General features: G+C 67.2%; 30 protein-coding genes. 23 read left to right on the top strand and 7 right to left on the bottom strand.

Translation table 11 applies throughout. The features are described from left to right. Positions 1-766 precede the first annotated feature (766 nt). Genes C7I55_RS08275 through C7I55_RS08165 form a run of 23 tightly spaced genes read left to right on the top strand, consistent with a single transcriptional unit; the run spans position 767 to position 16,260 of the window. On the top strand, positions 767-1,477 hold the full coding sequence (locus C7I55_RS08275) for a flagellar hook-basal body protein (RefSeq protein WP_106512384.1): 711 nt from the start codon (positions 767-769) through the stop codon (positions 1,475-1,477). Then, the gene (locus C7I55_RS08270) at positions 1,474-2,247 is read left to right on the top strand and encodes a flagellar hook-basal body protein (protein WP_106512383.1); all 774 of its coding nucleotides are present in this window, start codon (positions 1,474-1,476) and stop codon (positions 2,245-2,247) included. The genes C7I55_RS08275 and C7I55_RS08270 overlap by 4 nt, the downstream gene beginning before the upstream one ends. A gap of 4 nt (positions 2,248-2,251) precedes the next feature. Continuing rightward, the gene (locus C7I55_RS08265; RefSeq protein WP_106512382.1) at positions 2,252-2,929 is read left to right on the top strand and encodes a hypothetical protein; all 678 of its coding nucleotides are present in this window, start codon (positions 2,252-2,254) and stop codon (positions 2,927-2,929) included. After that, positions 2,926-3,516 carry a flagellar basal body L-ring protein FlgH gene (locus tag C7I55_RS08260; RefSeq protein WP_106512381.1) on the top strand — a complete coding sequence of 197 codons (591 nt, stop codon included), beginning with the start codon at positions 2,926-2,928 and terminating at the stop codon, positions 3,514-3,516. The genes C7I55_RS08265 and C7I55_RS08260 overlap by 4 nt, the downstream gene beginning before the upstream one ends. After that, positions 3,516-4,646 carry a flagellar basal body P-ring protein FlgI gene (flgI, locus tag C7I55_RS08255; protein WP_106512380.1) on the top strand — a complete coding sequence of 377 codons (1,131 nt, stop codon included), beginning with the start codon at positions 3,516-3,518 and terminating at the stop codon, positions 4,644-4,646. Before C7I55_RS08260 ends, flgI begins: the two co-directional genes overlap by 1 nt. A gap of 10 nt (positions 4,647-4,656) precedes the next feature. Beyond that, positions 4,657-4,992: a flagellar basal body rod protein FlgB gene (locus C7I55_RS08250; RefSeq protein WP_106512379.1), complete on the top strand. Its 336-nt coding sequence runs from the start codon at positions 4,657-4,659 to the stop codon at positions 4,990-4,992. Next, positions 4,992-5,420, top strand: a complete 429-nt coding sequence (gene flgC, locus C7I55_RS08245) for a flagellar basal body rod protein FlgC (RefSeq protein WP_106512378.1) — start codon at positions 4,992-4,994, stop codon at positions 5,418-5,420. The genes C7I55_RS08250 and flgC overlap by 1 nt, the downstream gene beginning before the upstream one ends. Then, complete coding sequence (locus C7I55_RS08240) at positions 5,417-5,737, top strand: flagellar hook-basal body complex protein FliE (RefSeq protein ID WP_106512377.1); 321 nt, start codon at positions 5,417-5,419, stop codon at positions 5,735-5,737. Before flgC ends, C7I55_RS08240 begins: the two co-directional genes overlap by 4 nt. Before the next feature lie 22 nt (positions 5,738-5,759). Beyond that, positions 5,760-7,010 carry a flagellar basal-body MS-ring/collar protein FliF gene (gene fliF, locus C7I55_RS08235; RefSeq protein WP_158266340.1) on the top strand — a complete coding sequence of 417 codons (1,251 nt, stop codon included), beginning with the start codon at positions 5,760-5,762 and terminating at the stop codon, positions 7,008-7,010. Further along, complete coding sequence (locus C7I55_RS08230; protein ID WP_106512375.1) at positions 7,003-7,404, top strand: hypothetical protein; 402 nt, start codon at positions 7,003-7,005, stop codon at positions 7,402-7,404. Before fliF ends, C7I55_RS08230 begins: the two co-directional genes overlap by 8 nt. Then, positions 7,401-8,057 (top strand): FliH/SctL family protein, encoded by a 657-nt coding sequence (locus C7I55_RS08225; protein ID WP_106512374.1) that lies wholly within the window; start codon positions 7,401-7,403, stop codon positions 8,055-8,057. Before C7I55_RS08230 ends, C7I55_RS08225 begins: the two co-directional genes overlap by 4 nt. Continuing rightward, positions 8,054-9,379: a FliI/YscN family ATPase gene (locus C7I55_RS08220; protein ID WP_106512373.1), complete on the top strand. Its 1,326-nt coding sequence runs from the start codon at positions 8,054-8,056 to the stop codon at positions 9,377-9,379. The genes C7I55_RS08225 and C7I55_RS08220 overlap by 4 nt, the downstream gene beginning before the upstream one ends. After that, positions 9,372-9,821, top strand: coding sequence for a hypothetical protein (locus C7I55_RS08215; protein WP_106512372.1), 450 nt, complete (start codon positions 9,372-9,374; stop codon positions 9,819-9,821). The genes C7I55_RS08220 and C7I55_RS08215 overlap by 8 nt, the downstream gene beginning before the upstream one ends. Next, positions 9,818-10,708, top strand: coding sequence for a hypothetical protein (locus C7I55_RS08210; protein WP_106512371.1), 891 nt, complete (start codon positions 9,818-9,820; stop codon positions 10,706-10,708). Before C7I55_RS08215 ends, C7I55_RS08210 begins: the two co-directional genes overlap by 4 nt. Before the next feature lies 1 nt (position 10,709). Continuing rightward, the gene (locus C7I55_RS08205; protein WP_233222105.1) at positions 10,710-11,159 is read left to right on the top strand and encodes a flagellar hook assembly protein FlgD; all 450 of its coding nucleotides are present in this window, start codon (positions 10,710-10,712) and stop codon (positions 11,157-11,159) included. Between the two features lie 2 nt (positions 11,160-11,161). Further along, positions 11,162-12,352, top strand: coding sequence for a flagellar hook-basal body complex protein (locus C7I55_RS08200; RefSeq protein ID WP_106512370.1), 1,191 nt, complete (start codon positions 11,162-11,164; stop codon positions 12,350-12,352). An 11-nt stretch (positions 12,353-12,363) separates the two neighbouring features. Beyond that, complete coding sequence (locus tag C7I55_RS08195; RefSeq protein ID WP_106512369.1) at positions 12,364-13,161, top strand: FliM/FliN family flagellar motor C-terminal domain-containing protein; 798 nt, start codon at positions 12,364-12,366, stop codon at positions 13,159-13,161. A gap of 10 nt (positions 13,162-13,171) precedes the next feature. After that, positions 13,172-13,462 carry a FliM/FliN family flagellar motor switch protein gene (locus C7I55_RS08190; RefSeq protein ID WP_199192759.1) on the top strand — a complete coding sequence of 97 codons (291 nt, stop codon included), beginning with the start codon at positions 13,172-13,174 and terminating at the stop codon, positions 13,460-13,462. Beyond that, complete coding sequence (locus tag C7I55_RS08185; RefSeq protein ID WP_106512368.1) at positions 13,459-13,878, top strand: flagellar biosynthetic protein FliO; 420 nt, start codon at positions 13,459-13,461, stop codon at positions 13,876-13,878. The genes C7I55_RS08190 and C7I55_RS08185 overlap by 4 nt, the downstream gene beginning before the upstream one ends. Next, positions 13,875-14,597: a flagellar type III secretion system pore protein FliP gene (fliP, locus tag C7I55_RS08180; RefSeq protein WP_106512367.1), complete on the top strand. Its 723-nt coding sequence runs from the start codon at positions 13,875-13,877 to the stop codon at positions 14,595-14,597. The genes C7I55_RS08185 and fliP overlap by 4 nt, the downstream gene beginning before the upstream one ends. After that, positions 14,594-15,346: a sigma-70 family RNA polymerase sigma factor gene (locus C7I55_RS08175; RefSeq protein ID WP_158266339.1), complete on the top strand. Its 753-nt coding sequence runs from the start codon at positions 14,594-14,596 to the stop codon at positions 15,344-15,346. Before fliP ends, C7I55_RS08175 begins: the two co-directional genes overlap by 4 nt. A gap of 14 nt (positions 15,347-15,360) precedes the next feature. Further along, positions 15,361-15,915 carry a tetratricopeptide repeat protein gene (locus C7I55_RS08170; RefSeq protein ID WP_146150964.1) on the top strand — a complete coding sequence of 185 codons (555 nt, stop codon included), beginning with the start codon at positions 15,361-15,363 and terminating at the stop codon, positions 15,913-15,915. 12 nt (positions 15,916-15,927) lie between these two features. Then, entirely contained in the window at positions 15,928-16,260 is a 333-nt protein-coding gene (locus tag C7I55_RS08165) for a hypothetical protein (RefSeq protein WP_106512364.1), read from the top strand. A 125-nt stretch (positions 16,261-16,385) separates the two neighbouring features. Here the strand turns inward: C7I55_RS08165 and C7I55_RS08160 are convergent, their stop codons facing one another. The 7 genes from C7I55_RS08160 to C7I55_RS08130 form a co-directional block, all read right to left on the bottom strand. Beyond that, a complete protein-coding gene (locus tag C7I55_RS08160; protein ID WP_158266338.1) occupies positions 16,386-17,513 on the bottom strand; it encodes a tetratricopeptide repeat protein in 1,128 nt (375 codons plus the stop codon). A gap of 63 nt (positions 17,514-17,576) precedes the next feature. Then, complete coding sequence (locus tag C7I55_RS08155; protein ID WP_233222104.1) at positions 17,577-19,592, bottom strand: flagellar biosynthesis protein FlhA; 2,016 nt, start codon at positions 19,590-19,592, stop codon at positions 17,577-17,579. Further along, positions 19,576-20,679, bottom strand: a complete 1,104-nt coding sequence (locus C7I55_RS08150; protein WP_106512361.1) for an EscU/YscU/HrcU family type III secretion system export apparatus switch protein — start codon at positions 20,677-20,679, stop codon at positions 19,576-19,578. Before C7I55_RS08150 ends, C7I55_RS08155 begins: the two co-directional genes overlap by 17 nt. A gap of 4 nt (positions 20,680-20,683) precedes the next feature. Next, entirely contained in the window at positions 20,684-21,430 is a 747-nt protein-coding gene (locus C7I55_RS08145; protein WP_106512360.1) for a flagellar biosynthetic protein FliR, read from the bottom strand. 9 nt (positions 21,431-21,439) lie between these two features. Continuing rightward, positions 21,440-21,766 (bottom strand): flagellar biosynthetic protein FliQ, encoded by a 327-nt coding sequence (locus C7I55_RS08140; RefSeq protein WP_233222103.1) that lies wholly within the window; start codon positions 21,764-21,766, stop codon positions 21,440-21,442. A gap of 460 nt (positions 21,767-22,226) precedes the next feature. Beyond that, positions 22,227-22,541 (bottom strand): hypothetical protein, encoded by a 315-nt coding sequence (locus C7I55_RS28080; RefSeq protein WP_106512358.1) that lies wholly within the window; start codon positions 22,539-22,541, stop codon positions 22,227-22,229. Between the two features lie 2 nt (positions 22,542-22,543). Then, complete coding sequence (locus C7I55_RS08130; RefSeq protein ID WP_106512357.1) at positions 22,544-23,017, bottom strand: SMI1/KNR4 family protein; 474 nt, start codon at positions 23,015-23,017, stop codon at positions 22,544-22,546. Positions 23,018-23,019 lie beyond the last annotated feature (2 nt).

The raw sequence follows: 23,019 nt of genomic DNA, 5'->3' as shown, positions 1-23,019 counted from the left end.
CGCAATATCGACCCGCGCAGCAGGGACCTGCGCGAGATCGACCGTTGATCGGGAAGACGGATCGATTGTTTAGAACTTTTTTTCACGTTGCTTCGGGACTCCGCCGACATCCAGGGGATGCGCAGCCCGCACGGGTCACCTTCCACCCTCTCGACGTTCGCACCGGAAGAAGTCCTCGGTTTGTCGAGGCAATCGCCAGTTCAGCGCTTGCGGGCCCGCGGCCTGCGGCCGCCCTTCCCTGGGTGCGCGATTCCCCGCCATGCCGCACCGGGCACTGCGATCGCTCTCCCGGCACCGCTGCGCCGGCACATGGACCACTGGCGACAGCTTGCCCCTACCCCGCCGCTGCTCCGAGGCAGGGCTTCGCCCGGTGAAAGCAATGCACCGCACGACAGTATCCGGGTGCGGCTTGAGAGCCGGCCTCCCCAGACATGTGCGGCGAATCAGGCCAGCCCTTTTCCTCACCGTCGACAACCCTGGAGCGCCAAATCCGGCATCCGGGAGAGGCTGCAAGCGCAACATTTCACAGCCCGGAAGCCCCCGGCGCACGCGAAAACCGGCATATCGTTCCACGCTGCTTCAAAAAAGCTGTGGATAAGCGCGTTAACGCTTTGATCTAAAAGCACCAATAACCATTAGAAAATGGCCGTTTTCTGCGGCGCAGCATGCATAATCAGCGATTGGCACACCGTTTCGGCCAAGCTTGTCAAAACCATGGTCGGGCGCCCATAGGTGCGCCGGGCAAAATTTGAACCGGGGTACGAAGATGGGGGGGCTCATCGACGCCGCGAGCGCTATTCTGAGCAGCTCGACGCGACGACTTGAAATGGTCTCGAACAACGTGGCGAACGCGGTGACGCCTGGATACAAGCGTCAGCTGAGCTTCACGCACTCGCTGGAACAAGCCTCCGCGGCCGATCAGGTCCAGGAGGTTCTCGCCCGAGCCGACATCGGCCAGGGCAAGATCAGCCCGAGTGCGAATCCGCTCGATCTGGCGATCGACGGCGAGGGCTTCTTCCAGATCATGGCCGGAGGCGATCTTCGCTATACGCGGCAGGGGCAGTTCCGGGTCGCCGACGACGGAACCCTGATCACGCCTGCCGGCCACCGGCTGCAACAGGCGGGCGGCGGCGACCTCGTCGTTCGCGGCAGCGCCATCGAGATCACCGGCGACGGCACGCTGCTCGAGGACGGGCGTCCGACCGCCAGGATCGGACTGTACGCGCCCGCCGAGGCGGCGCAGCTGCAGCCCGCAAGCGGCTCCCTGTTCGCATTCGGGCTCGCGGGGCCACGAGAGGTTTCGCGGCCGCAGATCCGGCAGGGCGCGCTTGAAACCTCCAACGTCACCCTCGGCGACGAGATGGTCTCGATGATGGCGGCGCTCCGCCAGGCGGAAAGCGGAGCAAGGCTGGTGCAGGTCTATGACGACCTGCTTGGCCGCGCGATCAGTACATTCGGACAAGGGTCGGGACGATGAACGGAGCATTTTACGTCGGCGCCATCGGCCTCGACGCACAGCAGCGCGCGCTCGACACGATCGCCAACAACATTTCCAACGTGAACACGCCGGCGTTCAAGCGCTCGACGGTACGATTCTCGGAGATGATGGCGCTGGTGCCCGACGGCGACGTCGTTCGTCCCGACCTTGGCGCGAGCCTGTCGTCGGCGTCCGGGGTTACGTCCAGCGCCATCGCCATGATCGACCAGCAGGGCAAGATCGCATCGACGGGCAACCCGTTCGACGTCGCGGTCCAGGGCCGCGGCTTCATCGAGTTGGCAGGCCCGGCGGGTCAGACCCTGCTCTGGCGGGGCGGCACGCTCAAGGTCAACGAGGATGGGCTGCTCGCAACCGAGCAGGGCCTGCCGCTCAAGGCGGGAATCACCATTCCGGCGGACGTCACGGCAATCGAGATCTCCTCGGACGGTACCGTAAAGGGTGTCTCAGGGCAGGAGACCGGTGCGATCGAGCTCGGCCAGATCAGCCTGGTCAAGGTCGACGATGCGGCGGCGCTGGAGCGGCTCGACGGCGGCCTCTATGCGGCCGGCGAGAGCGTCAAGGTCGCCGACGCCGCGGCGGGCGAGGACGGCGTCGGCACGTTCGTCCAGGGCGCGCGCGAGCAATCCAATGTCGAACTCTCCACCGAGATGGTGCAGCTCCTGCTCGTCCAGCGTGCTTTCGCCGCCAACGCGCAAATCGTCCAGGCGGCCGACCAGCTGATGGCGCTTGCCAACGGCCTGCGCCGCTGATCCCATGATTGCCGGCGCTCTTCTCATTGTCGCGACCGCGGCGACGACGCTGACGGTCAAGGCCGACCGCGAAATCGCGCTTGCGAGCCGCGAGATCAGGCTGGCCGACGCCTTCGAGCTCGGCGGTCTGCGGACGGAACAGCGCGCACGGCACGCCGGCCGGGTCATTGCCGCATTGCCCGCCGGACGGACCAGTGTCGCCCTGTCCGCAGCGGCGCTCGAGGCCCTTGCCCGCCGCGCCGGCCTGGCGGTGGCGCCGCAGCGGGATGCCGACCGGGCAACGATCCGGTTCACCTTCGCTCCCCCGCGCGCGGCGCCCCCCCTTTGCCGGATCGTGCGCACTCCGCTTGCGGAGGGAAGCGTGATCACCGCCGCCAACACCGAGGAGGCCGCCTGTGTCTCCGGTCGGCCTCTGGCGGCAGTTCGGTACGACCGGCACGCCCATGCGGTTCGGGCGGCAGGTCCGCTCGAGGCGGGAGCCGCTCTCGGCCCCATCCTGCTCTCCGATGGCCTTGCGGCGGACAGCGGCGACAAGCTCCTTCTCGTCTCCCGGGTCGGCCCGGTCGAGGTGCAGCGCGCCGTGGTCGCGATCCAGGCGGCATTGCCGGGGAGCCGGATGTTCGTGCGCGCCGATGACGGCAGCATCTTCGACATTCCAGCGCCGGACACGGAGAGGAAATGATGGGCAAGGCCTCGATCATCCGGATGCTCGGCCTCGCGACCCTGCTCGGCACGGCCGCGGCGGCAGTGCAGGCCGAGGACCTCTACAAGGGCACCAGCTGGTCGGCGATGAGCGCGGACCGCAAGGCCTCCGCGCGGGGCGACCTGCTGACGGTGGTCATCTACCAGAGCGTCGAGGCGGCCAATTCCGCTCAGAACAGCTCGAGCAAGGATACGCAGGTGGGCGGGAGCATCCGCGGCGGCTCCCTGTCGGAGGAAGGCTCCCTCGAATTCGGCGGATCCTATCGCGGCCGCGGCGAGGTCCGGCGGACGGAGAAACTGGTGGCGCAGATCACGGTCGGGGTGACCGACATCCTGCCCAATGGCGACCTGGTGGTCGGCGGCGAACAGTCGGTGAAGATCAACGGCGAGACCACCAATGTCGCGCTGCGCGGCCGTGTCAGGCCGGAGGACGTCACCAGCGACAACCGCGTGCTGTCGAGCCGTATCGCCGACGCCCAGATCCGCTATGACGGGCAGGGCTTCGTGTCACGCAGCGCAAGGCCCGGAATCATCAACCGGCTGTTCAACTTCCTGGGGCTTCTCTGATGCGCATCGCAGCCCGGACGATGTGGAGCGCCGCGGCGGCGCTGCTGGCGTTGAGCGTGCCGCTCGCCCCCGCCGCCGCGCAGCAGGTGCCGCTCAAGGCGCTCGGCCGCTTCGACGGCTGGCGCGACAATGCCTTGATCGGCTACGGCCTGGTCACCGGCCTGGCGGGATCGGGAGACACGAGGCGCAGCGCGATGACCCGGCAGGCGTTGCGCAACGTGCTGAGCCGCCTCGGCACCGCCGTCACCGACGACCAGATCAGCAGCCGCAACGTCGCGGTGGTCATCGTCACGGCCCGGCTACAGCCGTCGGCCAATGTCGGCGACAAGATGGATGCGGTCATCTCCTCGGTCGGCGACGCCCGCAGCCTCGCCGGCGGAACCCTGCTGATGACGCCGCTTCTCGGGCCCGACCAGAAGCCTTATGCGCTGGCGCAGGGACCGCTCGTCGCCGGCGGCCACAATTTCGAGAGCGATCTCAACCAGCAGCAGCGCAACTATCCGACGACCGCCCTTTTGCAGGGCGGTGCGACGGTCGAAGTCCCGGTCGACTCGCAGGTGCTGCAGCCTCAGGGAGAGATCGGCTTCCTGCTTTCCGATCCGGGATTCTCCACCGCACAGCGCATCGCCGAGGCGGTCAACGGCCGTTTCGGGCCGGGCATCGCGTGGGTGAAGAATGCCGACGAGGTGAAGATACGCTACCGCGGTGCGCCGGACGCCACGGCCGCCTTCCTGGCGCAGCTCGAGGATGTCTCGGTCGAGCCGGCGACAGCGCCGCGCGTGGTGATCAACGAGCGCACCGGCACGATCGTCGCCGGCGGCGGCGTGATGATCTCGAGCGTCTCGATCTCGCAGGGCGACATCAAGGTCACGGTGACCGGCGAGCGCCAGGCGTCGCAGCCGAGCTTCATCGACGGCTTCGCCTCCGACGTCCGTAGCCTGGTGGTGACCAACACCAAGCTCGAGGTTTCCGAAGATGCGGGCGAGGCCGTGATCCGCTTCCCCAATACGGCAGTTGCCGACCTCGTCGAAGGCCTTGCCCGTGCACGGGTGACGACGCGCCGGACGATCAGCATTCTCCAGGCCATCAAAGCCGCGGGCGCATTGCACGCGGACATCATCGTTCAGTAGGAGCAGCAAAGTGAACCCGGTGACCCAGGTCCTGATCGGGAAGGCGCTCGACGGCTTGTCGCTGCGCGCCATCGCCACGGCCCAGAACGTGGCCAATGCGAACTCGCCCGGCTACCGCCCGATGCGGGTAAGCTTCGAGGCCGTGCTGCAGGAGGCAGCGTCGCGCGGACCGGCAGCGATCGCCGCAATGACCCCGCGGATGGAGAGCGTCGGCGCGGGCGAGGAACCGAGGCTCGATCTCGAGCTTGCGACCGCTTCCGAAACGGCAATGCGCTACGCCGCGCTGGTCGACCTGCTGGGCCGAGAGCTGCAGATCAGCCGCACCGTCATCCGCGGAGGCCAGTGATGCGCGCCATGGAAATCAGCCGCTCCGGCCTGGACGTCGAGTGGCAGAGGCTGCAGGTGATCGCGCAGAACCTCGCCAACATCAACACCACCCGGTCCGCAACCGGCGAGGCCTATCGGCCGATGCGCCTCCTCAGCGGTCCGCAAGGCGGTTTCTCCGCGATGATGTCCGGAACGACCGCGGCCCGGGGCGACGGCGGCGTTCGAGTGGTCGGCGTCGAGCCGGCGGCGGGCAATATCCGGCGGGTCTACGAACCCGGCCATCCCGACGCGGCACCCGATGGGTTCGTCAGCTATCCGGCGGTCGATCATGCGGGGGAGATGACCCTGCTTATCAAGACCTCGCGCGCCTATGAGGCCAATCTGACGGCGATGAACATGGCCCACCAGATGTATTCGCGGGCCCTCGATCTTGGACGGCAGTCATGATCGAGGCGCTCGCGAGCATCGGTCCTGCGCTTGCCGATCCGGTGTTGACCCAGGTCGGCATCCAGCTGCCCACGATCCAGAACCAGGCGGCCGCCCCCGTGCGCTTCGAGAACATTCTCGGCGACGGGCTGCGCGCGATGGAAGCAAAGATCGACAATGCCGACGCGCTCGTTCGCCAGTTCGCGCTGGACGACAGCGTGCCGCTCCATCGCGTGACCTACGCGCTCGAGGAGGCGCGCCTGTCGGTGGAACTCGCGATGCAGGTCCGCGCGCGCCTGCTCGAGAGCTATCGCGACTTCATGAACATGCAGCTCTGAGCCTGCCATGATGGAGCAACCGATGCGTCGCCCGGTGCAGGGCCGCCAGCTGGCGCTGGCCGCGACCATCTTCGCGGTCGTCGTCGCATTGCTGGGCGTGGGCTATTTTGCCTTCCTCCGCACCGATTATGTCGTCGCGTTCAGCGGACTGCGCGCGGCGGAGGCTTCCGCCGTGGTCGCGGAGCTCGAGGCGAAGAGCGTCCCCTATCGGCTCCAGGACCAGGGCGGCACGATCCTGGTGCCCGACGGCCAGGCCGATTCCGTCCGTCTCGCGATGGCCGGCTCCGATGCGCCGCTCAAGGGACAGACCGGCTTCGAGCTGTTCAACAAGTCGGACATGGGCGTCACCGAGTTCGCGCAGAAGATCAACTACCAGCGCGCGCTCCAGGGTGAGCTGTCCCGCACCATTACGATGATGGACGGGATCGATACCGCGCGCGTTCACCTGGCAATACCGGAACGGTCGCTGTTCCGCGGGAATCGAAGCATGCCCAAGGCGGCGGTCACGGTGATCCCGGTCCAGGGCCGGCTGCTCGACGAGAGCCGTGTCTACGGTATCCAGCGGCTGGTCGCTGCCACAGTCCCCGATCTCGCGATCGGCGACGTCGTCGTTCTCAACGAGCTCGGCAGGGTGGTCAGCCAGGCGGCGTTGCCGGAGGTCGCGCTTGCGCCCGAAATCGCCGAGCGCAACGCAGTCGCCGATTATTATGCGGCGCGGGCACGCGCCGCGGTCGACCGCGTGCTGCCCGGAATGAACGTGAACGTCCGCGTGCTGATCCTTCCCGAGCCGGGCCAGAGCCCCGACCCGACGGCGCCGTCGGCTCCGCCCCCGGCCGGCGGGACGGCGTCCCCGATGGTCGCGCCGGCGCCCGGCGAGACGAGGAACTTCCGCCTGCGGGTTCAGCTGGTGACCCAGGCGGCGCTCAACCCGGAAGATCAGACCGTTGCCGGCAATGCCGTGACGGACGCGCTCAAGCTCGATGCGCGCGACAATCTGCTGTTTGCCGTGGAGTCGCAAGGCGCAGCGGTTCCGGCCACGCCGACGCCGGCCGCAAGATTGCCAGGCAGCGACGGGACGGATGCACCCGCCTGGACCGCGCGGCGGCTGAACAGCGATGCCTGGCTCATCGCGGCGGTGGCGGTGATTGCGCTTGGCGCGCTCGCTCTCCTGCTGGCGCGCACGCGCCGGGCCGCTCTGACGCCCGCTGAACGGGAAGAATGGACGCGGCGCATCCAGCTGCAACTGAGCCGCCGGGAGCGCGCGGATGGCTGATCCCGACGGCCTGGCAGCGCTCAGCGCCGAGTTCAACGCCCTGCCCGAGCGCACGCAAAGGGCGATCCTTGCCGCCCTTCCCGCCTCCGAGCGATTCGAGGCGATGGTCATGCTGCGCGAGGCCACCGCAGCACTGCCGGGCCCTGCAATCCCCACTTCGCGGAAGGCCGAGGCGACCTGCTCCGAATGGCTGCTCGAGCGTCTTCGCTACCGCAGCGGCGAGGAAGCGGGTGAGGCGTCCTGGACGATGACAAGCGCAAGCTGGACCGCCTTGATGGAAGTCGCCAACGGCCTCGGCATCGACCCTGCCCCACGCCAGACGGAAAGCCTGCAACAGCACCGGCCGACGCTTTTCGACTCTGTCGCACGTCTGTTCACGCGGTCCGGACGATGAGCGCACGCCCGGTCATCAAGGCGGATGCGGCGATGCTGGCTGCCCAGCCCTTCGCGGCGGCGCCGCCGCCGCCCAGGCACGACCCTCGGGACGACGAGCTCGCTTCGCTGCGCAAGGAAGTCGCAGCGCTCCAGGAGGCTCTCAAGGCCGCAGCCCAGGCCCAGCAATCGGCGGTCGCCAAGGCACGCGAAGAGGCGCGCATCGAGGGACTGCGTGCGGCCGAGAAGGACGACAAGGCGCGCAGTGCAACGCTCCGGGCTACCGGCGACAAGGCTTTGCAGCTCTGGCGCGAGAAGCTGGCAGAGCTGGACGGGCTCGCGGCAGCGCTCGCGCGCGAGGCGCTCGAGAAGCTGCTTGGTCCGGCGGCGATGGAGGCGGAGCTCGTGCAGCGCGCGCTGACACGACATCTGGCGATGCTCGGGCGAGAGGCCGTGCTCGCAATTCATGTGAGCGCGGACGACTTCGACGAGGACGAGGCCCGCAGGCTTGAAGAGGCGGGGGCGAACGCGCCGATCCGCAGGGATTCCGCGCTTTCCGCGGGCGAATGCCGGATCGACCTTAAGCTGGGGCATGTCGATATCGGCCCCCGGACCCAATGGTCCCTGCTTCGCGCCGAGCTCGACGCGCTGGTCGGGGATACGGCCGGAGCATGAGCGTGCACTCCTTCCTGTCGCGCCTCCGGTCCGCCGAGACGGCGATTCCATACGGACGCGTTCGGCGGCTCGGCGAAGGCCTCGTCGAATCGAACGGACCGGCGGCGGTGCTCGGATCGCTCTGCGACATCGAATGCGACGGCGGCGCCCGGGCGGTCGCATCGGAAGTGGTCGCGGTCGACGAGAGCCGGATTCTGCTCGTTCCCTTCGACCGTCAGGCCTCGGTCGCGCTCGGCGCACGGGTCGTCGCCCGCCGCGGGGGTGACGGCGCACCCGTCGGCGACGCCTATTCCGGCCGCGTGGTCGACGCGCTCGGCCGTCCGCTCGACGGCGGCGCTCCCGTGGCGTTCGAGGCGGTGGTGCCGCTCGGCGGTCGCGTGCCCCGGCCGCTCGAGCGGGCGGCCCCGAGCCGCATTCTCAACACCGGACTTCGTGCGATCGACGGATTGCTGACGCTCGGCGAGGGCCAGCGGATCGGCCTGTTCGCCGCGGCCGGGGTCGGAAAGACCAGCCTTGCCGAACAGCTCGCGCGCCAGGTGGAGTGCGACCGCTGCATCGTCTGCATGGTCGGGGAACGTGGACGGGAGGTCGAGGCTTTCTGGCGATCGATCGAGTCCCGTGCCGACAAAGCGCGGTTCACCGTGGTCGCGGCGACGTCCGATGAGAGCGCGGCAATGCGCGCACGGTCGGTCAATTATGCCTTGTGCCTGGCGGAGCATTGGCGCGCCAAGGGCGAGCATGTCCTGCTGATGATCGATTCGGTCACCCGGCTGGCGATGGCCCTGCGCGAGATCGGGCTCGCCGCCGGCGCGCCGCCGACCCTGCGCGCCTACACCCCGAACGTATTCGCGGCGCTGCCGCGGATCGTGGAACGCTGCGGAGCGCTCGCCTCGGGCGGAGCGATCAGCGCGATCATGACCGTGCTCAGCGAAACGGACGATGTCGACGATCCCATCGTCGAAGTCATGAAATCGCTCCTCGACGGCCATGTCATCCTCTCGCGGACCCTCGCCGAACAGGCCCATTTCCCGGCAATCGATGTCCCCCGCAGCGTCAGCCGCGGTGCCGAGAGGCTGGTCGCGCCCACCCATGCGAAGGCAATGCGCCAGGTCTGCGCGATGCTCGGGCTGTACGAGGAGAGCCGGGTGATGATCGACAGCGGCGTCTACAAGCCGGGCACCAATGTCCCGCTCGACCGGGCCATTGCGGCGCGCCCCGAGGCCGAGGCTTTCCTGCGCCAGTCCGCGAGCGAGGCGGTCGTGCTCGCCGACACGGTGCGCGCCCTCTCGACTCTCGCGACCCGCGGAGCGGCCCATGCGTGACCGCAGCAAGCTCGCCGCCTTGCGCCGCATCGCCGCGGTCGAGCAGGTCCAGCGCACGTCCGCGGAGGTCGCGCTCCGCGCCGCCCGCAATGCAGAAGAGGCTGCGCGCGACATGGCGGCGCAGGCGCGTGACGTCGCCGAGTCGGAGCATCGCGAATGGTTGCGCCACGTGAGCGGCAGGACCTTCTCCCCCGAGCTCGGCATGGCGCTCGGTGCACGCGCCGTCGACGCCGAGGGCCGCGCCGAGGGCGCGGAGGCGGAGGCCGCTGCTGCCACGAGCGAAACCGACGAGCGGGAGAGTGCCTGGCGCCTGCTGGACGCGCAGGCGCGCCGCACCGGTGCGAGCCTCAGGGACCTCCACAGATCGATGGCGCGGCGTGCCGAGGAAATGCGGCTTTCGGCGCTCGAGGATCGAACCACCTTCGAGGCGATGCGGCCATGATGTCACCGTTCATCGGGCCGCGCCCGCAAGATCATCGGCAGGCGCCGGCGCGTCCCGCTCCCGAGGCCGCGCCGCAGGACCGCGCGGAACGCTTCCAGGCCCTTTATGACCGGCTTTCCCGCTCCCGGCAGAACCCGATCGGGCAAGGCGACGGGTCTCGGGCACAGGCGATCCCGGAGCAATCCGTGGCGCTGGGAGATCCCGACCGGGATCCCGCTGGCCCGGCAGGAGGCTCGGAGCAGGATTTCGCCGAGGTCTTCAACGCCCACGGCTTCTTCGCCGCCGCGCCAGTCCCGCCTCCCCGCGACGCTCGCGGCGCGTCGGAAGCCGCGGAAACGGCCCCTGCGGCGACGGCCGGGCCGCCCAGTACGCACGGAACGTACCACGCACCTCCCCTGCCGCCTGCCGCGAGCGGCGGGGCCGGTGAGTGGGCGATTGATGCTCTTGCGCCGACAGGCGCCGGAATCGAACCGACTTTCGCACGATCGGCCCGGCCGGTGCCGTCGCACCCGGCCGAGCCCGACCCGGGCAGCGGCACGGTTTCGTCCGGCAAGATGCTCGAGGCGGCGTTCGATCCGTCGGCACCGCCGGCGGAAGCGCCGGCATCGGACGTGCAGGACGACGTCGAGCAGGCCGAGGCGGCAAGCCAGTCTCCGGCCGAACCTGAGGCAGAACAGACAAGCGCCCTGCCCTTCCAGCTTCTGGTGGGGTCGGGCGAGAGCGGGGTGGAGGTGGTCCTTCGCGCCGCCCATCTCGAGCGCAGCGCGCGCGCCAGGCTGCGCGGCGAGGTCGCCGCCCTGCTCGCGCGGCATGGCCTCGATATCGCGGAATTTCGGCTGAACGGAGAGCCTGGTCCAGAGACCGGCTCGGGCAAGGGGACAGACTAAGGTGCAGATAGATCCGACAAGTCCGATCGGAGGATCGTCGACGGCGGCTGCGCCGACGGCGACCGTCCAGGACACTGCCAGCAGCGCATTCGGGCTCAGCTTCGATGCGTTGCTCAAGATCATCCTGACCCAGCTGACCTACCAGGACCCGCTGAAGCCGATGGACAATTTCCAGTTCGTCTCGCAGCTCGGCCAGTTCTCGCAGATCCAGCAGGGCCAGAGCACGAACGATCGCCTGTCGCAGCTCGTCTCCGCCCAGGGAGCGCTCCAGGCCACCAGCCTGCTCGGCCGCACCGTCGACATTCCGGCCGGGACGGCCGTGGTGACCGGCAAGGTCACCGGCATCGCCTTCGACAATGGCGATGCCCGCCTCACCATCAAGACCAGCGACAACCAGACGATCAGCAACATCGCGATGGGCAGCATCTCGCAAATCAGGGAAGGTAACTGACGATGTTCGGATCGATCTATGTGGGCCTGAGCGGCATGACCGCCTATTCGCGCGGACTCCAGCAGGTCAGCAACAATGTCGCCAACATGAACTCGTCGGGATTCAAGGGCTCGACGGTCTCCTTCACCGATCTCTATGCGCTGAACCCGCAGGACGGCTCGAACGCCGGCGGGAATGGCGGCAACGGCGTCAGCGTCGGCGATCCCAGGGTCGACATGCGCCAGGGCGAGTTGCGGCAGACCGAGCGCGACCTCGACCTCGCCGTCGACGGCAACGGGTTCATGATGCTGGTGGATGGCGACCGCATCCTCTATACGCGGACCGGAAGCTTCGAGGCCAATCGCGACGGGCATATCGTGCTTGCCGGCACCGACTATCGGCTGGCGATGCTCGATACCGAGGGGCGCCCGGTCAGCCTGTCGATCGACAATGCGCGGACCAGTCCCCCGACGAAGACCACGAAGGTCAAATTCGACGGCAATCTTTCCTATACCGGCGAGACGTCCGGAGCGACCGATACGAGCTTCACGATCAACGACGTCAAGGTCTACGATGCCGGCGGCGGCCAACATGTCTGGAAGGTCCAGTTCGACGAAAAATCCGCGCGGGGCCCCCGCGAGTGGGACGTCACGATCACCGACGCCAAGGGCACGGTGATCGGAACGCAGGTGCTCAAGTTCAGTGTCGGCGGCACCGTCGACCCGACCACGTCGAGCCTGACCTTCGCGAAGGACGACCTTTCCGTCGCGCTTGATTTCAGCGGCAGCGTCACCTCCTTCTCGGCGGGAACGGTGCAATCGCTGCGCGCGGCGTCCGTCGACGGACGCGGTGCCGGCACGCTGGCCACGGTCACCGTCAACGACAAGGGACAGATCGAGCTCGGCTATTCCAACGGCGACAAGAAGTCGCTGGCGGCCGTGGCGATCGCCCAGTTCCGCGAGCCTCAGAAGCTCGAGCAGCGTAGCGGCGGCCTGTTCGTCAACAACGGCGCCGACCAGCCCACCCTCCTCGCCAGCGATGACGAGCGGGTCGGCCGTGTCGTCTCGCGACGGCTCGAGGCGTCGAACGTCGATCTTGCCAAGGAGTTCGGCGAGCTGATCCTCATCCAGCGCGGATTCCAGGCCTCGTCGCAGATCGTCAGCGCGTCCAACGACATGATCCAGCAGCTGTTCGGCATCCGGGGCCAGGGCTGAGGCACGGACCGATGAACGCGATGGTCATCTCGAGCTGGACAGGCTGGTTGCCCCCGCAGGCAATGACGGGTGCGCTCTTGCTGCCGCGGCTTGGCGACACGCTCGCTGGCTGGTGCGCAAGATGGTTCTCACGCGGCAGCTTCGATGCAGATGGCGGCTTCGGGCAACTGGAGAGCAAGGCTTCCGCTGCGCCGGACGATGCGGACACTCGCTTCCGCGAGGAGGGGCTGGCCATGATCCTGTCGCAGGAAAGCCGCATCGCGATTGCCGGGCTGATGCTCGACCGGCCACTCACGGCGCCGGACCTCTCCCCGTCGGATCGCAAGGTGGCAGCCGTACTCGTCGATCGCGCGGTCGAGGATCTCTGCCGCGGCCTCTCCGGCCTGTTCGGCCTCCCCGCGACCGGCGCATGGCGCCGCGGCGAACCCGTGGGCCCGCGCTTCCGCCACCTCTCCCAGATCGAGCTTCGCCAGACCGACGGCGCCGCAGCGATCGTCCTCGTCGTCGCGACGGACCTGCTGGTCGGTGCCATCAAGGCTGCGGCTGCAAGCACTCTTCCCGCACCAGCGCTGGGTTCGATCGGGGGGGCGCTCGCCAGCCAGGAGGTGAGCCTTTCGGCATTTCTCGGCCCGTCCGAGATGACGCTCGGCGACCTTGCCGATCTCGCGATCGGCGACATCGTCCTGCTCGACACGCCCTCTGCGGCGCCGTTGCCGATCGCCCTTGACGGCGTGCCGACGTCGGGTCGGTGCCGGCTTGAGCAAGGCGAGACCGGCCTCGGCCTCAAGATTCTCAATTCTCCAGCATAAGAGTCCACCAGTGCCCGAAAAAGATCCGTCCGCAACGCGGACCGAGACCGACGCCTCCGCCAGCACGCGGATCAATCCCAAGCTCGTCGATCACCTCGGCGTGAGGCTGGAGGCCTTCGTCGGCGACGTCCGCATGACGGTCGCCGAGCTGATGGCGCTTCGGCGGGATGCGGTGGTCCCGCTCGACGGAGGCCTCGCCCGCCCCGTTGAGCTTCGCCTCAACAATGTCGTCGTTGCCACCGGCGAACTGGTGGCGGTCGACGACAAGCTCGGCGTACGCCTGATCGAGATCGCGGAATGACCTGTCATGCGCGCCCCCTCGGCGTGCACAAGGCCGGCCCTACGGCGGGTCTCGCCGCGCTCCTGCTGTGCGCCGGCCCCGCTTTGGCCAACGGCCTCGGCCGCGGCGAGGCGCTGGACATTTCCCTCGGCCGAATCGTCGCTGGCTTCCTCGTCTCGGTGGGGGTCGCCGCGGCGGCGATCTTTGTGCTCCGGCAAAGGCGCGGCGGCGGTGGCCCGATTCGCCTGCCGTCCTGGCGCCTGGCCCTGCGTCAGCCGGAAATCCAGGTGGTGGAGACCCGCCGGCTGAGCCAGCACGGCGACATCTGCCTGGTCCGCAACCAGGGCCGCGAATATCTGCTGCTGGTCACGGCGGGACAGTCCCGGATCCTGCGCGAAACCGAATTGCCGCCCGCCGGCACGGAGCAGCCGGCATGACGCGCCGCCGCATCGCCGTCCTCTCGCTCGCGGCCGCCTGCCTGCTCGGCGGAGCGCCCGTCCTCGCCGCCGCGCCGGGCTCGCCGATCATGCTGACGTCGGACATATCGCGGACGGTACTGGTCCTGACGTCGCTCTCGCTGATCCCTGCGATCCTGATCGGCATGACCAGCTTCATCCGCATCGTCGTCGTGCTCGCGATGATCCGGCATGCGTTCGGAATGCCGGAGACCCCGCCAAACGCGGTCATCCTCAGCCTTGCGCTCTTCCTCACCGCCTTCAGCATGGCGCCGACGTTCGAACAGGTGAACGAGCGTGCCGTGAAGCCGGTCCTTGCCGGGCAGATCGGCGTCGAGCAGGCGATGGAGGCCGGGAGCGGACCATTCCGCGACTTCATGCTGTCGCAGACCCGGGATTCGGACATCGAGTCGATCTACGCGATCTCCGACACGCCGCTCCCGTCCCGGCCCGAAGAGGTATCGATCCTCAAGCTCGCACCGGCCTTCATGCTCAACGAGCTGCGCGTCTCCTTCACCATCGGCTTCGTCGTACTCCTGCCGTTCCTGCTGATCGATCTCGTCGTCTCCAGCATCCTGCTGTCGCTGGGCATGATGATGGTGCCGCCGAGCACGATCTCGCTTCCCGTCAAACTGCTCATGTTCGTGCTGATCGACGGATGGCGGCTGGTGATCGAAGGTGTCCTCGGAAGCTTCGGATGAGCCGCGCGCGAGGCCCGTCAGGGCTCGAGCTCGTGCTCCGGCCCGCACGCGTGGAAGCCTCCTTGTGGCGGCGGCTCAGGCTGGAGGCGCAGTTCGAGTGCAGGACCGAATTGTTCGACCGCTATGCAGCGTTCGCGCGCGGCATCGCCGGCAGCCGCTACCGCCGCCGTGCGTCGAAGCGCGTCGACCGGAGCGACTTCGAGCAATTCGCCTTCGAAGGCCTGCTCGAGGCGATCGACCGGTTCGACCCGCTGACCGGGGTCCCGTTCACCGCTTATGCCCGCCGCCGGATCGTCGGGGCGATCGCCGACGGGGTCGGGCGGATGACCGAGGTCGATGCGCAGATGACGCAACGCGGGCGGCTCGAGCGCGAACGGGCGCGATCGCTCACCGCGTCGCAGCTCGCCTCGCTCCAGCCCGCCGATCCGCTCGCCGCGCTGTCGGATCTTGCCATCGGCCTCGCCCTTGGGCTGATGCTGGAAGGCACCGGGCTGATGGCGCCGGCAAGCGGCGCGGACCCGCGTCCGACGCCTTATGAGGGCGCTGCATGGCGGGAGATGCAGGCCAGGCTCGTCCGCGAGGTCGATCGCCTGCCGGACCGCGAGCGGCTTATCATTCGCCAGCATTATGATACCGGGCTAAGCTTCACGCACATCGCCCAGATGCTCGGGCTGAGCAGGAGCCGCGTCTCGCAAATCCATCGCTCGGCGATCGACAGACTGCGGGCGCGGTCAGGCGCTCTAAAGTAGGAAAGAGAAACAGCATGCTTTGCCCCGACTCGCAGATGGAAGCGCTCACCCAGGCGCTTCAGGACGGTTCCGGCTCCGACATCCAGGCCGTCGACCGGCTGATCGCCGACTATCCGGAGGATCCCCGGCTGCACTTCCTGCGCGGATCGATCCTCGCTGGCATCGGCCGCTCGATCGAGGCGCTCGCCGCCCTTCGCCAGGCGGTCGAGCTCGCACCGGAGTTCGCGATCGCCCGCTTCCAGCTGGGCTTCTTCCAGCTCACATCGGGCGAGGCCGCCGCCGCCTTGTCGACCTGGGGGCCGTTGGCGCTCCTTCCTGACGACCATTATCTCCGCCACTTCGTCGCCGGGCTGACCCGCCTGATCCGCGACGAGTTCGAGGAGGCCGAGCGGCACCTGCGCGAAGGAATCGCAGCGAACAGCGAGAATCCGCCGCTCAACCGAGACATGGAGCTCATCCTCTCCCAGGTGAACCAGATCTCCGCCGCCGAGAGCCCGACGCCCGAAAATGGAGACGCATCGGCGACGAGCTTCCTGCTCGATCAGTTTTCCGGGCGCAGCGGGCGCTAGGCGAGCGCGCCGATGACCCGGATCAACACCACCGACCAGATCCTTCTCGTGCTGCGCGAGCGGCTGCGGGGCCTGAACCAGAACCGGTCTCCGGCCGCTGCTCCGGGCCTTTCCGCGACCCCCTCGCCGATGGCGAGGCTGCAGACACTTCGCGCGGCCGAAGGCATGCCGCGCGAGGAGCTTCGCAAGACCCTCGTCCGCGCCTTGCTCGCCGAACAGTTCGGGGACGGCCTGGCAAGCGATCCCGCCTTCCAGGCCGTCTGCGATGACGTTTTCCGGATCATCGGAGAGACACCCGAAGGACGCGACCTGCTCGAGCGCGCCGCCGGCCAGGTCGGGATCTGAGCCTCTCCGGCTGCCGAGGCGCGCCGGCGCGCCTCCGCCGCCCGACGCAGCGGACCGCGAGCTGCTCGTTCAATCCGAGCGAAGAACCGGACTGGCCCCGTTCAACCGCCTGGCCTTCGGACGCCTCAGCGCCCGAGGCCGAGTTTCGCCAAAGCCTGACCGATCGTGTCACCCTTGTCGTTGAGCGGCTGGCGCAAGGCATTTTCGAAGATTCGCTGCGCGGCTTCCGGATTGCCCCCGCCGGCGAGAAGCAAGGTGCGTGCAAGCGCCGCCGAATAGCATTGCCGATCCAGCCTCAGCGCCGTGTCGCTCCGCCGACGGGCATCGTCGAGCCTCCCATCGAGGACGTCGAGCACCGCGAGCGAGCCGTGGCTCTCGGCGAAAGTCTCGTCGATCGCCAGCGCGCGTTCGAACCGCTCCCGGCTCGTCACGAGATCCTGGCGCACGAAATAGGCCCAGCCTGAAGCGATCCACGAGCCGATATGGTCGCCGAACATCTCGGCGCCCCGATCGATGTCGTCCGCCGCCTCGTCCCCCCTGCCGGAGAGGAGCTTGGCGAGGCCGAGACCGACCCAGGCGCGCGGGACCTGGCGGTTCTGCGCGAGCGCCTGCTCGAACAGGGTCATCGCCTCCGCCGGACGCTCCTCACCGAGAGTGAGGGTGCCGAGGGTCGCGAGCGCGTCGGGGTGCGCTCCGGCACCACGGGCGCATGCCTCTGCCAGAACCACGTCCTCGGCATCGATCGCAAGCACCGAGACGGCCGCAAGCAAGGGCGGATATTCCGGGTGGCGCTCAAGGGCCGCCCGGGCATGCTCCATCGCCAGGTCGACATTGCCGGACTCGTGCAGCAGCTGGATCTGCAGCATCGCGGCCTGCGGCAGCGCAACCGTCACGCTTTCGTCGAGCAGCATCAACGCACCATCGAACTCCTTGAGCATCGCGCGCGACCAGGCCAGGTTGAAGAGCAGGCCGGGATCGCGCTCCCCCTGCTCGGCGAGCACGGCGAAGTGGCGCGCCGCCGCCTCGAAATCGTGCATCTGGAGCGCCGCAAGTCCCGCCAGGTTCCGCTCCTTCGGCGGCAGCGGGGCGCGGCTGCGGTAGCGATCGAGCAGCTCGGCGGCAGTCTCCGGGCGCCGCTCCTCGAGCGCCGTCGCTGCCGCATCCGCAAGCAAGGCGAGGTTGCTGGGATCGGCCTCCAGCAGGGGAAGAAGCCGGTCCAGCCGGCTGGCGGGGTTCAGGCCCTCTTGGTTCATGTCATTCTCCCCCTTGCAACCCACATCGCCCACGCTCCCGGTACAGGGTCGCGCCATCGCAATTCAAGCTTCGAGCCGGACGACATCGAACGAGCTCAGATTGATGCGCATCGGAATTTCGCTCACTGAAAGCACCGAAAGCCTCGGAATGCTGCGGCGGGTGAACGCCTTGAGGTGACGACGCACTTCCGCGCCGCAGAGCAGCACCGGGGTCCGTCCCTGGCTGTGCATGTCCTCGGCAAGCGCGGAGATCCGCCGGATCAGCTGCTCGGCAAGGCGTGGTTCGATCAGCATCGGCGACTGCGTCGCCCCGCCCTGCACCAGATTGCTCGTGATCTGGTTCTCGACGCGAGGATCGAGGCTCAGCACGGCGAGATCGTCATGCCGGCCGCGAAGCTGATGGCAGATCGAATAGCTCAGCCGCTGGCGGATCGCCTCGGTGAGCTCCGCCGAATCCTTCTGATTACGCGCGAGATCGGCAAGATGCTCGAGGATCAGGTCGATATTGGCGACCGACACGCCTTCGGCGAGCAGCGCCTGGAGCACCCGCTGGACGTCGGAGACGCTCAGCAGATTGGGGATCAGCTCCTCGACGAGCCCCGGCTGCCGCTCCCGCACCGGCTCGATCATCCGAACCACCACCGAGCGGGTCAGCAAGGTCGCCATCTCCGATTGGACGATCTCGCCGAAATGGGTGATCAGCACAGTCACAGGATCGATGACCCTGAGGCGGGCCGACTTCGCCTCCGCCGCAAGTTCGGGGTCGATCCACAAGGCGGGGAGCCCGAACGCAGGGTCCTTGGTCGCAATGCCCTCGATCGCTGCGCCATCCGTCGTGCCGATCGCGAGCAGGCGTCCGGGATGAAGCTCCCCGGCGGCGAAGCGCGCGCCGAACAGCCTGATCTCATATTCGAAGCTGCCGAGCCCGGCGCCGTCGATCATGCGCACCGCGGGGAACCCGACTCCATATTCCTCTTCGTGCGCGCGGCGGAGGCCGGCCAACCGCTCCATCAGCAACGGCTGCTCGGTCTTCCAGGCGGCGCCGAGCTCGGCACCGAGCCGGATCTCGAGCGCGGGCACTGCCGCCAGGCTGGCCTCCGGCGAGGCCAGTTCCTCCTCCGCTTCCTCGCGGGCGGTGGCTGCAGCGGCGCGCCTCACTCGGACGAAAGCCAGCACGGCCAGCGCGACGATCAGGATGATCGGCCATTTGGGCATGCCGGGCAGCAGCAGCAGGCAGCTCAGCACCGCGGCGACGATCAGCGGCACCCGCGGCACCGATGCGAGTTGCTTGAAGATCTCGGTGCTGAGGTCCCGGTCCGAGGACGAGCGGGTGACGATGATGCCGGTCGCGATCGAGATGATCAGCGCCGGCAGCTGGGTGGCGATTCCGTCACCGATCGTCAGCAGGGTGAAGCGCTCCAGCGCCTCGTCCCATGCCATGCCCATCTGCACCATGCCGACGATCCAACCGGCGATGATGTCGATCAGCAGGATGATGATTCCGGCGATGGCGTCGCCCTTCACGAACTTGCTGGCGCCATCCATGGCCCCGTAGAAGGACGCTTCCTTCTCCAGCCCCTCGCGCCGGCGCCCCGCCTCCTTCTGATCGATGAGGCCCATGTTGAGGTCTGCATCGATGCTCATCTGCTGGCCCGGCATCGAATCCAGCGTGAAACGTGCGGCGACCTCCGACACACGCTGGGCGCCCGCCGTGACCACCACATATTGCACGACCACCAGGATGAAGAAGACGACCAGGCCGATCACGAAATTGCCCTGGACCGCGAAGGTGCCGATCGATCCGATCACCTCGCCGGCATCGGCGCCGGTGAGGATCAGCCGGGTCGCGGCAACGTTCAGCGACAGGCGGTAGAGCGTCGCCACCAGCAGCAGCGACGGGAAGGTCGAGAATTCAACGGGCTTCTGGACGTAGAAGGTCAGCAGGAGGATCGTCAGCCCGAGCCCGAAATTGATCACGATCGCCAGGTCGAGAAGGACCGGCGGGATCGGCGCGAACAGGATGACAAGGATCAGCACCACGCCGAGAACGAGGGCGAGATCCTTATTTCTGTTGAACATTGGGTCCATCTTCCGGCTTGGAACGTGCTGCCTGCGTGCGGCGAAGGTTCAGATAGAGATCGGCGACGGCGCGGTAATGATCGCTTCCGATCTCCCGCCCCGCCTCGACATCGGCATAAAGCGCCCGCGCAAGCGGCGGATCCTCGATGATCGGGATGTTGAGCCGCGCTGCCTCGCGTTTCATCGCCAGCGCATAGAGGTTGCGGGCCTTGGTGCGGACGCTCGGCGCAGTCATCGTCTTGGCATCATAGGCCAAGGCCACGGCAAAATGCTCAGGATTGACCACCAGCAGGTCGGAACCCGGCAGTTTGCCCATGTCCTTGCCCTGGCGCGCGAACTCCGCGTGAAGCTGCTTGCGCCTGCGCTTGATGCGCGGGTCGCCTTCGCGGTCCTTGGCCTCCCGGGTGACCTCCCGGCGGCTCATCCGCATCTGCTTGTTGAACTCGCGTCGCGCCATGATCTGGTCCATCGCGGCAAACAGCAGGGCCACGAGCGCAAAGTAGACGACCATCCTCGTCGTGCCGGAGCCGAGTGCCTCGGCAAGGCCGCGCGCGTCGGCGCCAGCAAGTCCGGGAGCTTCCATGATCGAACGGACGAGCAGCACCACCACGATCGTGTAGGCCGTGAACTTCAGGATGTTCTTGAGCGCCTCCTTGAGGATCCGCGCCGAGAACAGGCGCTTCAGCCCCTTGGCCGGATTGATGCGGGTGAAGTCCGGCTTGAGCGGCGTCGCGCTGAAGATGAAGCCGCGCAGCTGCAGCAGCTCGAAGAAAACAACCACGGCCAGCAATGTCCCGCCGAACAGGATCAGCGGATGAAAAACGCCCCAGACCTGCGCCCCCACCAGGGATACCGCGCGCTGCGGATCGGACGCGCCCGCCATCCCCGCGCCGAGCACGGCACGCATCATCCCCGCGAGCTGCTCCACCATCTCGTCGCCGACGACCAGGACGAACCCGATCAGCCCGACGACCGCCCCGAAGAAGCCGATATCGGTGCCGCGCGCGACATTGCCTCTTTCGCGCGCCTGCTGCAGCTTGAACGGGGTCGCCTCCTCGTTGCGATTCTGTTCCTGTCCCTCGGCCATCGCGTCAGATCAGCGCCGTATCGAGGGCGAGGCGGAGCATGCGGAGCAGCAGCGAGGTCGCAAGCGCGACCGTGATCGGCAGCAGCAGCAGGGTCACCAGCGTCTTCACCTGGAAACCGAACAGGAGAACGTTCATCTGCGGCATCGTCCGCGACATGAAGGCGACGGCGAGATCGATCAGGAACAGCACCAGCATGATCAGCCCGACCGTGCCGAATGCGAGCACGAACACCGCCGACAGATAGCCGGTCAATGCCCCGACATCGCCGCGAAAGGCACCGCCGAGCGGCAACTGGTCGAGCGAGGCGGACCAAAGGGCAAGCAGATCGGCCGGCCCCCCGGTCGCAAAGAAGATCACACCCGCGGCATAGGCAAACAAGGTTCCGACCAGCGGCATCTGCGCGCGGGTCGTGGGATCAACCAGAGTGGCGAGCCCGAACCCGGCCTGGATATCGACCGCACGGCCCGCGGTCTGCAGCGCCGCGAAGGCGAGCATCAGCGACAGCGACAAGGCTAGGCCCGTCAGGAGCTCGGCGGCCGCAAGCACGAGCAGCCCGCCCGCCGACACATCGAGCCGGGCGGCTTGGCCGGGATGGCCCGCAACCAGCCAGGCGGCCAGCGATACGCTGAGCAGCAGGCGCACGAGGCCGGGCACCCGAACGAAGGTGAATGGCGGCGCGAATGCGAAGGTCGGCACGATCCGCAGGCTGACCAGCAAGGCGGCGATCCCCTGTGCGGCAAGCTGCTCCATCGCCGCGCCTCAGCGCGCCAGGGTCGGGATCAGCAGATACAGAGTGGTCGCGAACTGAGTCACCCGCCCCATCATCCACGGTCCGATCGCGATCAGCAGGAAGCCGGCGACGATCATCTTGGGCACGTAGCTCAAGGTCATTTCCTGGATCTGCGTCGTCACCTGAAAGACGCTGATCACCAACCCGACCAGCAGAATCGCGACGAGCACCGGACCAGCCACCCACAGGCTGCTCCAGAGCATCTGATTCAAAAAGCCGAGAGCCCGATCAGGACCCATCACCCACCCGTAAATTGCCCCTGCCCCGGAGCGCGCGCCGCAACCGAAGTTGCCCACGTTGCCCCTCATCACCGCCTAGACCGGTCGGGGTGATTCGACAATCAACCGATTGAGGTTATTTGGGGATTAGCCACCTTCACGCTCCCAGCAGCGATCAGCCTTCCCTCAAATGGCGGCATCCCTGACATTTCCATGCCCCATCCGGACAAAGGCGCCGCGCTTACCCCAACGGTGCTGGGCTGGTTGGCGAGGCGAAGATCGACTGGCACTACAGCAAGCCTGGCAAGCCGATGCAGAAGGGCTATGTCGAGAGGCTGGCTACGCCGGTCCTCGGCTCGGCGGCCGCCTTTGCTGCCTTCGCCAATCGCTATAGCCAGTCTTCAGTCCCGATTGGATGAAAGTTGGGGGTCACGTCACGGGAGTCTCTCCACCAGTGGCGGCTAAAAAAGATGTGCAGATAATGGCTTACCCCGCCCAGGGAGCCATTCCTTTTATCTTGCTTTCGCTAAAATCACCCTCAGCCGGCAAAATTGTCGTCGACCACCATCTCTGCAAACTGCTGCGGCGTAAGCGCCGCGCCATTCTGTTGGGCGATCTCCACGTTTCGCGCCCAAAGGACCTTCAACCGCTCCGGCATTTCAGCATCCATATCGACAGTACCAGCGATAATATCCTGCCACTGCCCGTCAGATTTATATAGATTTTGAAGCTTCGGGGTCATGCTCACGAGGGAGGAAGCCTCCTTTTCTGGCAGCTCATCTATCGCCCACAGCACATAGCATTCAAGAAGTCGAAGAAGGGGCTTGCCCGCATACCGAGGATTAGCTTGCATGATCAGATCATATCCGGATCGATTTCGAGGTGATCTATAAACTCGCCGAAGGAAGGCGCCATTTCAACAAGCGCAAAGCCTTCATCATGTATGCAGGCGAGGACCCTGGGAGGCGTGGCAGCCATATCGAGGACAAAGGCATTTCCGCCCCCATCGGCCGCGATAGGTATCTGTTTTTCGCTCAGGATTGACCGCCATGCCTTTGTGGCCGCCCATAGGCTCGCTGGCCCTTCGCGGTCTTCATTTAGGTAAAAAAAGTGATCGACCGACCGCTTGGCAATGTCGGTGCGACCCATTGGTGCGATGGAATCGAGCTCCGGATGCCCGCCATTCGAGTACATCAAAAGCCCGAGATACTCGGAGGGGAGTGACACTTTGAACTCGCGTTCAAAGGCCGAGGTAACCTCGGGCGAGGGAGGCGCCCGTTCCACAACCTTTCCCCGATCATTGAGGTTTAACTCCGCAAGATTCCTCACAT

This window comes from Allosphingosinicella deserti (assembly GCF_003012735.1).
GTDB lineage: Bacteria > Pseudomonadota > Alphaproteobacteria > Sphingomonadales > Sphingomonadaceae > Allosphingosinicella > Allosphingosinicella deserti.
The sequence above is the reverse complement of the archived record's forward strand: the minus strand, read 5'-3'. Positions and strand labels throughout refer to the sequence as shown.

What these genes read in the sequence shown, in the direction of transcription:
- C7I55_RS08275 (WP_106512384.1), top strand. Translation starts at nt 767, where the DNA reads ATGGGGGGGCTCATCGACGCCGCGAGCGCTATTCTGAGCAGCTCGACG.
- C7I55_RS08270 (WP_106512383.1), top strand. Translation starts at nt 1,474, where the DNA reads ATGAACGGAGCATTTTACGTCGGCGCCATCGGCCTCGACGCACAGCAG.
- C7I55_RS08265 (WP_106512382.1), top strand. Translation starts at nt 2,252, where the DNA reads ATGATTGCCGGCGCTCTTCTCATTGTCGCGACCGCGGCGACGACGCTG.
- C7I55_RS08260 (WP_106512381.1), top strand. Translation starts at nt 2,926, where the DNA reads ATGATGGGCAAGGCCTCGATCATCCGGATGCTCGGCCTCGCGACCCTG.
- flgI (WP_106512380.1), top strand. Translation starts at nt 3,516, where the DNA reads ATGCGCATCGCAGCCCGGACGATGTGGAGCGCCGCGGCGGCGCTGCTG.
- flgC (WP_106512378.1), top strand. Translation starts at nt 4,992, where the DNA reads ATGCGCGCCATGGAAATCAGCCGCTCCGGCCTGGACGTCGAGTGGCAG.
- C7I55_RS08240 (WP_106512377.1), top strand. Translation starts at nt 5,417, where the DNA reads ATGATCGAGGCGCTCGCGAGCATCGGTCCTGCGCTTGCCGATCCGGTG.
- fliF (WP_158266340.1), top strand. Translation starts at nt 5,760, where the DNA reads ATGCGTCGCCCGGTGCAGGGCCGCCAGCTGGCGCTGGCCGCGACCATC.
- C7I55_RS08230 (WP_106512375.1), top strand. Translation starts at nt 7,003, where the DNA reads ATGGCTGATCCCGACGGCCTGGCAGCGCTCAGCGCCGAGTTCAACGCC.
- C7I55_RS08225 (WP_106512374.1), top strand. Translation starts at nt 7,401, where the DNA reads ATGAGCGCACGCCCGGTCATCAAGGCGGATGCGGCGATGCTGGCTGCC.
- C7I55_RS08220 (WP_106512373.1), top strand. Translation starts at nt 8,054, where the DNA reads ATGAGCGTGCACTCCTTCCTGTCGCGCCTCCGGTCCGCCGAGACGGCG.
- C7I55_RS08215 (WP_106512372.1), top strand. Translation starts at nt 9,372, where the DNA reads ATGCGTGACCGCAGCAAGCTCGCCGCCTTGCGCCGCATCGCCGCGGTC.
- C7I55_RS08210 (WP_106512371.1), top strand. Translation starts at nt 9,818, where the DNA reads ATGATGTCACCGTTCATCGGGCCGCGCCCGCAAGATCATCGGCAGGCG.
- C7I55_RS08200 (WP_106512370.1), top strand. Translation starts at nt 11,162, where the DNA reads ATGTTCGGATCGATCTATGTGGGCCTGAGCGGCATGACCGCCTATTCG.
- C7I55_RS08195 (WP_106512369.1), top strand. Translation starts at nt 12,364, where the DNA reads ATGAACGCGATGGTCATCTCGAGCTGGACAGGCTGGTTGCCCCCGCAG.
- C7I55_RS08185 (WP_106512368.1), top strand. Translation starts at nt 13,459, where the DNA reads ATGACCTGTCATGCGCGCCCCCTCGGCGTGCACAAGGCCGGCCCTACG.
- fliP (WP_106512367.1), top strand. Translation starts at nt 13,875, where the DNA reads ATGACGCGCCGCCGCATCGCCGTCCTCTCGCTCGCGGCCGCCTGCCTG.
- C7I55_RS08175 (WP_158266339.1), top strand. Translation starts at nt 14,594, where the DNA reads ATGAGCCGCGCGCGAGGCCCGTCAGGGCTCGAGCTCGTGCTCCGGCCC.
- C7I55_RS08170 (WP_146150964.1), top strand. Translation starts at nt 15,361, where the DNA reads ATGCTTTGCCCCGACTCGCAGATGGAAGCGCTCACCCAGGCGCTTCAG.
- C7I55_RS08165 (WP_106512364.1), top strand. Translation starts at nt 15,928, where the DNA reads ATGACCCGGATCAACACCACCGACCAGATCCTTCTCGTGCTGCGCGAG.
- C7I55_RS08160 (WP_158266338.1), bottom strand. Translation starts at nt 17,513, where the DNA reads ATGAACCAAGAGGGCCTGAACCCCGCCAGCCGGCTGGACCGGCTTCTT.
- C7I55_RS08155 (WP_233222104.1), bottom strand. Translation starts at nt 19,592, where the DNA reads ATGTTCAACAGAAATAAGGATCTCGCCCTCGTTCTCGGCGTGGTGCTG.
- C7I55_RS08150 (WP_106512361.1), bottom strand. Translation starts at nt 20,679, where the DNA reads ATGGCCGAGGGACAGGAACAGAATCGCAACGAGGAGGCGACCCCGTTC.
- C7I55_RS08145 (WP_106512360.1), bottom strand. Translation starts at nt 21,430, where the DNA reads ATGGAGCAGCTTGCCGCACAGGGGATCGCCGCCTTGCTGGTCAGCCTG.
- C7I55_RS28080 (WP_106512358.1), bottom strand. Translation starts at nt 22,541, where the DNA reads ATGCAAGCTAATCCTCGGTATGCGGGCAAGCCCCTTCTTCGACTTCTT.